Source organism: Acidovorax sp. NO-1 (assembly GCF_000238595.1).
In the GTDB taxonomy this organism is placed as follows: Bacteria; Pseudomonadota; Gammaproteobacteria; order Burkholderiales; family Burkholderiaceae_C; genus Acidovorax.
The window spans coordinates 98,555-108,498 of record NZ_AGTS01000072.1 but is presented as its reverse complement, the minus strand read 5'-3'; the positions used below and the strand labels follow the sequence as shown (position 1 = coordinate 108,498).

Annotated in this window: 10 protein-coding genes; 3 read left to right on the top strand and 7 right to left on the bottom strand. The window is 66.3% G+C overall.

Annotation, left to right across the window (positions count from 1 at the left end; all coding sequences use genetic code 11):
* A partial coding sequence (locus KYG_RS08545) for an ABC transporter ATP-binding protein (RefSeq protein WP_008904468.1) occupies positions 1-878 on the top strand: 878 nt, incomplete at its 5' end.
* A complete protein-coding gene (locus KYG_RS08540; protein WP_008904467.1) occupies positions 875-1,642 on the top strand; it encodes an ABC transporter ATP-binding protein in 768 nt (255 codons plus the stop codon). The genes KYG_RS08545 and KYG_RS08540, both read left to right, overlap by 4 nt.
* A 157-nt stretch (positions 1,643-1,799) precedes the next feature.
* Here KYG_RS08540 and KYG_RS08535 read toward each other — a convergent pair whose 3' ends face one another.
* The 3 genes from KYG_RS08535 to KYG_RS08525 all read right to left on the bottom strand — a co-directional run bounded on the left by KYG_RS08535 (position 1,800) and on the right by KYG_RS08525 (position 4,903).
* A complete protein-coding gene (locus KYG_RS08535; RefSeq protein ID WP_008904466.1) occupies positions 1,800-2,060 on the bottom strand; it encodes a DUF2783 domain-containing protein in 261 nt (86 codons plus the stop codon).
* A 28-nt stretch (positions 2,061-2,088) separates the two neighbouring features.
* Positions 2,089-3,750 carry an FAD-dependent oxidoreductase gene (locus KYG_RS08530; RefSeq protein ID WP_008904465.1) on the bottom strand — a complete coding sequence of 554 codons (1,662 nt, stop codon included), beginning with the start codon at positions 3,748-3,750 and terminating at the stop codon, positions 2,089-2,091.
* Positions 3,751-3,949: 199 nt separating this feature from the next.
* Positions 3,950-4,903, bottom strand: a complete 954-nt coding sequence (locus KYG_RS08525) for an MBL fold metallo-hydrolase (protein WP_008904464.1) — start codon at positions 4,901-4,903, stop codon at positions 3,950-3,952.
* Positions 4,904-5,046: 143 nt separating this feature from the next.
* On the opposite strand from KYG_RS08525, the gene KYG_RS08520 reads away from it, so the two are divergent.
* Positions 5,047-5,856, top strand: a complete 810-nt coding sequence (locus tag KYG_RS08520) for an IclR family transcriptional regulator (protein WP_008904463.1) — start codon at positions 5,047-5,049, stop codon at positions 5,854-5,856.
* Between the two features lie 19 nt (positions 5,857-5,875).
* Here KYG_RS08520 and KYG_RS08515 read toward each other — a convergent pair whose 3' ends face one another.
* The 4 genes from KYG_RS08515 to KYG_RS08500 all read right to left on the bottom strand — a co-directional run bounded on the left by KYG_RS08515 (position 5,876) and on the right by KYG_RS08500 (position 9,771).
* Entirely contained in the window at positions 5,876-7,198 is a 1,323-nt protein-coding gene (locus KYG_RS08515; RefSeq protein WP_008904462.1) for an O-acetylhomoserine aminocarboxypropyltransferase/cysteine synthase family protein, read from the bottom strand.
* Positions 7,199-7,250: 52 nt separating this feature from the next.
* Positions 7,251-7,766 (bottom strand): CoA-binding protein, encoded by a 516-nt coding sequence (locus KYG_RS08510; RefSeq protein ID WP_008904461.1) that lies wholly within the window; start codon positions 7,764-7,766, stop codon positions 7,251-7,253.
* A gap of 40 nt (positions 7,767-7,806) precedes the next feature.
* On the bottom strand, positions 7,807-8,646 hold the full coding sequence (locus tag KYG_RS08505; RefSeq protein ID WP_008904460.1) for a hypothetical protein: 840 nt from the start codon (positions 8,644-8,646) through the stop codon (positions 7,807-7,809).
* 138 nt (positions 8,647-8,784) lie between these two features.
* The gene (locus KYG_RS08500; RefSeq protein ID WP_008904459.1) at positions 8,785-9,771 is read right to left on the bottom strand and encodes a porin; all 987 of its coding nucleotides are present in this window, start codon (positions 9,769-9,771) and stop codon (positions 8,785-8,787) included.
* Positions 9,772-9,944: the final 173 nt, after the last annotated feature.

Below are 9,944 nucleotides of genomic sequence, written 5' to 3'. Positions count from 1 at the left end.
CCGCGCGCACGGCCGCCGCGCTGGTGCAGCGCACGCTGCCCGCCGCCGGCACCACGCTGCTGCAGGCCCGCAAGGTCACCAAACGCTTTGGCGGCCTGGTGGCGAACAACGCGGTGTCCATGGACGTGAAGGCCGGCGAGGTGCACGCCCTCATTGGCCCCAACGGCGCCGGCAAGAGCACCTTCTTCAACATGATTTCGGGCGTGGACGACGCCACCGAAGGCGAGGTGCGCCTGATGGACCGCGCGATGCTGCGGCGCCCGTCGCGCGAGTTTGCCCGGCTGGGCATGGCACGCACCTTCCAGCATGTGCGCCTGCTGGGGCAGCGCAGCGTGGTGGAGAACGTGGCGCTGGGCGCCCACCAGCGCGCACGGCGCGGCTGGATCGCCTCCATGCTGCGGCTGGACCGGGCCGAAGAGGCAGCCCTGCTGGCCGAGGCCCGCCGCCAGATCGAGCGCTGCGGGCTGGGTGCGTTTGCCGACACACCCGCCGCATCGCTGGCTCTGGGCCAGCAGCGCATCGTGGAGATCGCCCGCGCGCTGGCCGGCCAGCCGGCGATCCTGTTGCTCGATGAGCCCGCTGCGGGCTTGCGCCACCTCGAAAAGCGCGCTCTGGCCGACCTGCTGCGCCAGTTGCGCGCCGAGGGCCTGGGCATCCTGGTGGTGGAACACGACATGGAGTTTGTGATGAACCTGGCCGACCGCATCACGGTGCTGGAGTTCGGCACCGTGATCGCCGAAGGCACGCCGCACGACGTGCAGCGCAACCAGCGTGTGCTGGATGCCTACCTGGGCGGTGGCGACGATGAGCCACAGCCGCCGGCCGCGCCCGCTGTCGCCCCTTCTTCTTTGACCCCCACCCCCGGAGCCGCAGCATGAGCGCCAGTGCCCCCACACCCCTGTTGCAGTTGCAGGACCTGTCGGTGTCCTACGGGCCGGTCCAGGCGGTGCACCAGGTGCAGCTTTCCGTGAACGAGGGCGAGATCGTCACCGTGATCGGCCCCAACGGCGCGGGCAAGACCACGCTGCTGTGTGCGGCCATGGGGCTGCTGGGCTCCACAGGTTCCATCAGCCTGGCGGGCGAACGCATCGCGCGCCCGAGCGTCGAGGCCATGGTGACGCGGGGCGTGGGCCTGGTGCCTGAAAAGCGCGAGCTGTTTGGCGACATGTCGGTGGAAGACAACCTGCTGCTGGGCGGCTTTTCGCGCTGGCGCAAGGGCCAGCGCGACCAGGCCGAGCGCATGGAGGAGGTGTTCGCCATCTTCCCGCGCCTGCGCGAGCGGCGCCCTCAGCTGGCGTCCACGCTCTCGGGCGGCGAGCGGCAGATGCTGGCCATTGGCCGTGCGCTGATGGCGCGCCCGCGCCTGCTGCTGCTGGACGAGCCCTCGCTCGGCCTCGCGCCACTGATCGTGCGCGAGGTGCTGCACGTGGTGTCATCGCTGCGCGAGCACGGCGTGTCGGTGCTGCTGGTGGAGCAGAACGCCCGCGCCGCGCTGCGCGTGGCCGACCGCGCCTACGTGCTGGAGATGGGCGCGGTGGCGCTCACGGGCGCCGCCCAGGACCTGCTGAGCGACCGCCGCATCATCGATACCTACCTGGGCATCGGCGGTACCGCGCACACCGAAGCCCTGGAACCCGCCTGAAGCGGCGGGCGCTTGTGACGTTCGAGAATCACATCAAAATCGGCCTCCAGCGCTTATCCAGAAAGCGCTAACAGCTATTATTTAAGTAGCAAACGGGGTTGGCGGGCGGGCGCACAGCACACCCGCAGTGCTGCGTTTTTGCCCGCATCTCCCATCGTCAGGCCGCCGCGTGCACGGGTGCCACCGGTGCGATCGCGGCGGGCGCTGCAGGGGTCTGCGCCGTGCGGCCCTGGGCGCGCCCGCGCGCCAGCGATAGCGCTTCGGTCAGGGTGTCCTGATCGCCGATGTGGTTGGCCAGCAGCAGCACCAGCCGCGCATTCATGGCGTGGCTTTCCTCTGTGGACAAGCCCTCGTGCGCCGTGAGCAGCGCCTCGTAAAAGTCGTCGCTCGCCTGAAGGTGGGGATGGGTGATCAGCATGTGGGGGCTCCGCAGTTCATCGTGCATGTCAGGCGGCGGCCATGGCGCGCGCCAGGGCCTGGCGTACCTGCGCTTCGCTGGCAGCGCGCCAGCGCGCGCACAGGTGCTGGTCAGGCCGCACCAGCACCATGGTCCCGGGCCGGGCATTGAGCCGCTGCGTGACCAGGCCCTGTGCGTCCTGCACATCGTGCACGTCGGTGCCGATCTGCAGCACCTTCACCAGCGGCAGGCGGTGGGCCCAGGCAGGCGCCGCGCCGAACACCAGCAGCGTGAAGTCCGGCCCCAGCGTGCGCAGCAGCCAGCCGGGCTGGCCGTTGCACAGCACGGGGGCATCCGGCAGCACGGCACCCGGCACCTGGGTGCCGGAAAAGTCATCGTCGCAGTCCGGCGTGTTGAGCGGTGAGTTGCGCAGCGTGGCGGGCACCGACAGCCGCCCGCTGTTGACCATGCGGCGCGCAAACGGGTGCTCGCGCGCCAGCTCCAGCACGGCCGCGCGGAAGAGGTGGCTGATGGCGCTCTTGGGCGTGATGAAGTCGGTGGCGCGGGTGGAGTTGCACAGGTTCTCGTCGGCGGCGAACTCGCGCTCGGGCCCGTAGGTGGCCACCAGGGCATCGGGCGCCAGGCCTTTGAGTACCCAGTCGAGCTTCCACGCCAAGTTTTCGGCATCCTGCACGCCGCTGTTGGCCCCGCGCGCGCCAAAGGGCGATACGCCGTGCGCGCTGTCGCCCGCAAACACCACGCGGCCGTGCACGAACCGGTCCATGCGCAGGCAGGCAAAGGTGTAGACGCTGGCCCAGTCGAGCGTGAACTTCACGCCCGGCCCCAGCAGCGCCTGCACGCGGGGGAGGATGTTCTCGGGCTTCTTTTCTTCGTCCGGGTCGGCGTCCCAGCCGAGCTGGAAGTCAATGCGCCAGACGTTGTCGGGCTGGCGGTGCAGCAGCACGCTCTGGCCGGGGTGAAAGGGCGGGTCGAACCAGAACCAGCGCTCGGTGGGGAAGTTCACGTCGCTGTCCAGGCGCACATCGGCGATCAGGAAGCGGTCGTGGAAGATGCGGCCCTTGCTCTCCAGGCCCATCAGCTGGCGCAGGGGCGAGCGCGAGCCGTCGCACGCGGCCACCCACTGCGCGTCGATCGCGTAGTCGCCTTCGGGCGTGTTCACGGTGAGCAGAGCGCCGTCGGCACGCGGCGCCACAGCGGTCACCTTGTTGTGCCAGCGGATGTCGATGCCCGGCAGCTGCAGGGCGCGCTCCACCAGGTAGGCCTCGGCGTAGTACTGCTGCAGGTTGATGAAGGCCGGGCGCTCGTGGCCCTCCTCGGGCAGCAGGTTGAATTCGAAAACCTCGTCGCTCTTGAGGAACACGCGGCCCACGTTCCACGAGACGCCCTTGTCCACCATGCGCTGGCCCACGCCCAGGCGGTCCCAGATCTCCAGCGTGCGCTTGGAAAAGCAGATGGCGCGCGAGCCGATGGACAGCTTGTGGTCGTTGTCCAGCACCACCACACGCTGCCCGCGCTGGGCCAGGTCGATGGCCAGAGACAGACCCACCGGGCCCGCGCCCACGATGACGACGGGGTGCTGCGCGGGTGTGGCACTGTCCTGGTCGGGCGAGCGCACGTAGCCGAAGTCGATGGCTTGCACCTCGGCGCCGCTGGCGTGGAAGGCCTCGGGGGGGATGTCTCGGGGGTTCATGGTTGGACGACTTCCTATCTCTATCTGTGTGTTCGATCGTTGCCTGTATAGAGAACCGACTTGTGAAACCGGCGCGACCCAGGCCAGGGCAGGCAAGCAAGGGCCGCCCCGCAGCGAGGGCTGCGTCCCCCTTCCCGAATCGCGTAGCGGTTCGAGAGAAGGGGGAAGGCGCGCAGCGCCTCAGGGGGATGCTCTCTGCCTAACCCTCCAAGGCTTTCCACATCGCCACATCGCGCTCTGCCGTCCAGATGCGGGGGTCAGGGTATTGCGTGGCCTCGTCATACGCGCGGGTCACATCAAACGGCATGCAGTGGTTGAAGATCACCCACTGCCCGTACTTGGGCTGCAGCTTCGCAAACGTGGCTTCGTACACCTTGCGCAGGTCTTCGCCCTTGGCGGCGCTTTCCTTCACGCTCTCGTACAGGTCGCTGATGAAGGCGCGCGTACCTGCCAGGCCCGCCTGCACCTGCTCCGGCGTCTGCAGCGCTGCGCCCCGGCCGGGTACCAGCTTCTCGGGCTTCAGGGCTGCGATGTTGTCCAGCGTCTGCGGCCAGTCCTTGAAGTACGCGTCGCCCGCATAGGGCGTGGCGTCAAACTCCACCAGGTCGCCGCTGAACAGGATCTTTTCCTGCGGCAGCCAGGCCACCGTGTCGCCCTTGGTGTGGCCCCGGCCCAGCTGCAGGATCTGCACTTCCAGCTTGCCCAGCCACAGGGTCATTTTCTTGTTGAAGGTCATCGTGGGCCAGGTCAGGCCCGGCGGCACGCTTTCCACGTTCTGGAACAGGCGCGGGAAGCGGCCGATCTCGCTGTCCTTGTCGAATTGCCCGCGCTCCACGATCAGGTCGCGCGTGTCTTCGCTGGCAATGATGTGCTCCGCCCCGTAGGCGCTCGCGCCCAGCACACGAACCGCGTGGTAGTGCGAGAGCAGCACGTACTTGATGGGCTTGTCCGTCACCTCGCGGATGCGGCGGATCACGTCCTGCGCCATCACGGGCGTGGCCTGGGTGTCGATGACCATCACCGCGTCATCGCCAATGATGATGCCGGTGTTGGGGTCGCCCTCGGCGGTGTAGGCGTAGGCGTGGTCGGAGAGCTTGTCGAAGCTCACCTTCTTCACTTCGAGGTCGGCGGCGGAGGCAAAGGTTTTGGTCATGGCAATATTCGTTATTGATGAATGCGTTTATCTAAACAGAATTATCAGGATGGTAGGGTCAAAATTCGCGAATGTCTAATGCATTCAATTAAGTGAAAACCCGAGGGGCGAGCCGGGCCGTCAACCCATGGACAATCGGGGCGATGGTCACCTCACTTTCTGCCATTCCCGCCCTTGACGACGAAGACACCCCGCGCACGCCGCGCGGCATCCAGAGCGTGGAGGTGGGTGGCCAGCTGCTGAAAGTGCTGGCCCGCACCGGCCGGCGCATGGCGCTCAAAGACCTGGCCCGCGCCGCCGACATGACGGCCGCCAAGGCCCACCCCTATCTGGTGAGCTTTGGCAAGCTGGGCCTGATTGAGCAGGACACGGTGAGCGGCCACTACGGCCTGGGCCCGCTGGCCATGCAGCTGGGCCTCATCAGCCTGCAGCAGGTGGACCCGGTGCGCCTGGCCATTGCCGAGCTGCCCGCGCTGGCCCAGCGCATCGGCCACACCGTGTCAGCGTCGGTATGGGGTGACAGCGGCCCCACCGTCATTCGCGTCGAAGAGGGGCCCACCGCCGTGTATGTCGCCATGCGCCATGGCACCACGGCCTCGATGCGCCACACGGCCACGGGCAAGGTGTTTGCGGCCTTTGGTTCGCGCCAGCGCGTGGCGGCCGCACTGGCCGCCGAGGGTTTTGCGCACGCGCTGGACGAGCCTGCATTTGCGGCTGAACTGGAGGCCGTGCGCACCCACCGCCTCAGCGTGGTGGCCGACCAGCTGCTGCCGGGCATCAGCGCCCTGGCTACCCCGGTCTTCGACGGGTTTGGGCAGATGGTGCTGTGCCTGGCGTCCATCGGGCCGACCGCTACGCTGCCCACAGGCCTGGACAGCCCGGTGGCCCGGCATCTGCGCGACGCGGCCCAGGCCCTTTCGCAGCGGCTGGGGGCGCCGACGGCGGAGGGCTAGAACAGGTGCTTGGGTCAGCTCAACGGCTGGCCCGCCCCAGTGCCTGGTCCACGTCCCACAGGATGTCGTCTAAGTCCTCGATACCCACCGACAACCGCACCATGTCCGCGCTCACGCCCGCGCGGGCCAGTTCCTCTTCGCTCAGCTGGCGGTGTGTCGTCGATGCGGGGTGGATCACCAGCGTCTTCGCATCACCGATGTTGGCCAGGTGGCTCAAGAACTCGCAGGCGTCGATGAACTTCTCGCCCGCTGCGGCCCCACCCTTCACGCCAAACGTGAGGATGCCCGAGGCGCCAGGCGTGCCGTCCACTGCACGGAACTGCTTTTGCGCCAGATCGAAATACGGCGAATCCGGCAAACCGGGGTAGTTGACCCACGCCACCTGCGGGTGGCTCTGCAAAAACTTCGCCACGGCCAGCGCATTGCGGCAGTGCTCACGCATGCGCAGGTGCAGCGTTTCGGCGCCCTGCAGCAGCTGCCACGCGTTCATGGGTGAGAGCACGCCGCCAAAGGTGCGGTTGACCTCCATGCGCGCCTTCATGGTGTAGCCGAAATCGCCAAAAGTCTCGTAGAACTTCACGCCGTGGTAGGCCCGGCTGGGCTCCACCATCTCGGGGAATTTGCCGTTGTCCCAGGGGAACTTGCCACCCTCCACCACCACGCCGCCCATGGTGGTGCCGTGGCCGCCGATGTACTTGGTGGCGCTGTGCACCACGATGTCGGCGCCGAGCTGCAAGGGGTTGCACAGGTAGGGGCTGGCCACCGTGTTGTCGATGACGAGCGGCACCGCCTGTGCATGTGCCACCTCGGCCACGGCCGCGATGTCGAGCACGTTGACCAGCGGGTTGCCGATGGTCTCGCCGTACACGGCGCGGGTGGTGGGGCGCATGGCGCGCGCAAAGTTCTCGGGGTCGGCCGGGTCCACAAAGGTGGTCTCTATCCCCAAGCGCGCAAAACCCACGCCCAGTTGCCCCACCGTGCCGCCGTAGAGCGTGCTGGCCGCGACGATGTGATCCCCGGTTTTGAGGATGGCCAGCAGCGCCGCCATCTGCGCGGCCATGCCGCTGGCGCAGGCCAGGGCCGCGCGGCCGTTTTCCAGGCTGGCGATGCGCTCCTCAAACACCGCCACTGTGGGGTTGCTGATGCGGCTGTAGACGTTGCCAAAGGTCTGCAGGTTGAACAGGCTGCTGGCGTGCTCTGCGTTGTCGAACACAAAGCTGGTGGTCTGGTGGATGGGCGTGGCGCGCGCGCCGGTCACCGGGTCGGGCTGGGCGCCGGCGTGGATGGCGCGGGTGCCAAAGCCGAAGGCGTGGTCGGCGCCGGAGGAAGGGGTATCTGCCATGATTTTATGAATAAAGTGCCTCAATCGCATATAGGGTAAGCGCTGGCAGCTATCAATAAGGGAGCTGTCGAAGGCGCTTGGCGGTGATCACCTGGGTGTTCACGCCCATCCAGCCCAGGCCGCCGAACAGGCGGGCATGTTCGATCTTCACGCAGCGGTTCTGGATAACCTGCAGGCCCGCATCCTCGGCGCGCTGGGCGGCGTCTTCGTGGGTCACGCCGAGCTGCAGCCACAGGCAGCGTGCGCCGATGGCCACGGCCTCCTCGGCCAGCGGCGGGATGTCGGCACTCTTGCGAAAGCAGTCCACCATGTCGATGCGCCCGCCCTGGCGCGCGATGGCCTGTTCGGCCTCGAAAAGGCTGGCGTGGCAGGGCTCGCCCAGAATATGGCCCCCCTCGCGCGCGACCACCGGGTTCACCGGCACGATGCGGTAGCCGTGCGCCTGCATGTATTTGGCGGCAAAGAAGCTGGGGCGGTGCCACTGCGGCGACAGGCCCACTACCGCGATGGTGCGGCAGCGCGCCAGCACATCGCGCAGGGTGCTGATGGTGTCGGGGGTGCGGCTCATCTCATGCAACCTTTATGCTCGGTGATGTGTGTGAGCGGATTCAGTCTTGAACACACGGGTTGCCATGCATGTCTTTAGGGTTTCCCCATTGATCGCAGACAGCTTTGGGCCCAGCGTAAGTTTGAGGCACGCCATCAGCGATTTCGAACGCATTCTTGGCGGACATTTCCGCGCTCCGCCAGATGGTTGATAGAGCGGCTTCGACGGGAAGATGTGTACTTAGAAGAACTGTCGTGGTGCTGAGTCGATATCGGTCAACGATTGAAGTTAGTCCGGTGCGGACGGGGTCAAGAATTTGTCCGAAGAAAATACCTGCATCCTGGCTATTGAAGATGCTTGCTCGCCAAACGGTGCCCGCATCGTTGTATGCGGCTACCGCTTCGCTAAGCTTGCTGAGAGCGGCTGAGTCAAGATTCGGAACTTCCTGGCGAAGAATTCCTAATTCTTTGGCTGGCTCAAGAATAAGCACGGAGTAGTTGTTATAAGAAACTCCCGATTGCACGGTGCTGGCTATTGCGGCAAAAGCAGCCTTTGCGCGTTTGAGTGCTGTAGTTTGAGCATCTTTGGCGTCGTGTTTGGCTGCTTGGCGCTGCATTATTTCCTCTAGACATTCCATGCGCCTTGCTCGATCGTCAATCGAGTTACACGCCTCCAAAAGCACTTTAGGCTGGGCATAAACTACTGAGGCGATGACCCACAAAGTTGTCGCAATGAAGAATTTGGCTGCCATGGCGTTGCGTGGAGCGTGCGCGACCCTTTTGAAATGAAGGTCGCTGCAAGGTCGGTGGATCGGGATCGTTGCGGCGCCCGCCATGATCGGGGTACGGCAGGCCAAGAAAATGCCGAGCAGGGTGCTGATGGTGTCGGGGGTGTGGAGCATGCGCGCCAGTGTACGCAGGCCGCTGGCGGCGGTGCGCAGGCGCGCAAGGCATACGCCCCCGTAAACGACAACGCCGCGCAGGGCGCGGCGTTGGGGGAATGGCAGGCTGGCGGCACGGTGCCGCCAGGTGCCCACCCGTCAGAACCTGTGGACCACGCCCACGCCCAGGGTGTTGGAGCCGGTGGTGCTGCGGATGGCCTTGGCTTCGTCGTTCAGGCCGCCATAGGCTGCGTAGAGCATGGTGCGCTTGGACAGGTAGTAGTTGGCGAACAGTTCGTAGGCCGTGGCGCCATCGCGGGCCGGGTTGGGGTTGTCCGTCACGCGGGCAATTTGCGCGCCCACCATCAGTGCGCCCAGCGGCACAGCCACACCCAAGCCGAAGCCCTTGCCCGTGGTGCGCGACTCGTCCTGCGTGTACAGCGCGCTCACCTGGACCGCGGGGAAGTCGTAGCGCGCGCCCACAGCAAAGCCGGTGCGGTTGTTGGCGCCTTCGGCCATCTTGCTCTGCACGGCGGCGCCCACGGTCAGCGGGCCGCTCTTGTAGCTGGCGGCCAGCTGGTAGGACGACTTGCGCGTGTCGGCAGCCGGTGCTGCGGGTGCTGCGCCGCGGTCTTCCTTCAGCAGGACCGCGGCGCGGGCCTGGAAGCCGCTGAAGTTGGGCGAGGTGTGCTGGAACTGGCTGTTTTGGCGGTTGCTGCCCAGGTTGCCGTCGGCGCGCAGGTCCACGTTCTTGAGCGCCGAGCTCTGGTTGGCGGTGCCGTTCAGGTCGAACGTGCCCATGGTGCGGGCTTGCGGGGTGGTCATGCGGCCCATCTCGAACGTGCCAAAACCGCCGCCGATGCCCACCAGGGCGGCGCGGTTCCAGGTGTTGGCGGTGGTGCCGCCGGTTTCCAGGTTGACTTCCTGTTCGAAATTGAAGATGGCCTTCAGGCCGCCACCCAGGTCTTCAGTGCCGCGCAGGCCAATCATGGAAGTTTCCTTGTAGCTGCTGATCATTTCCGACTTGCCGCCAAACACCTTGCCCAGGCCGGCATCGCCGCGCCCGTACAGGGTGACGCTGGATTGGGCCGAGGCCAGGGTGGTGACGGTGCCCAGCACAGCCAGGGCAATCAGGGATTTTTTCATGGGGGTCAATTCCGGTGGTTGAAGATGCAAGCGCAGGGGCCCCGCAACGCTGACCGGGGACTTGGGATCGCAACCACCCCACCAGAAGCTATGCACGACCCCAAGCCTCCAGCTCGCAAGAGAGGCCGGTGGCTTACAGCGATTACAACTGCCGAATATGACACTTGGAAGAA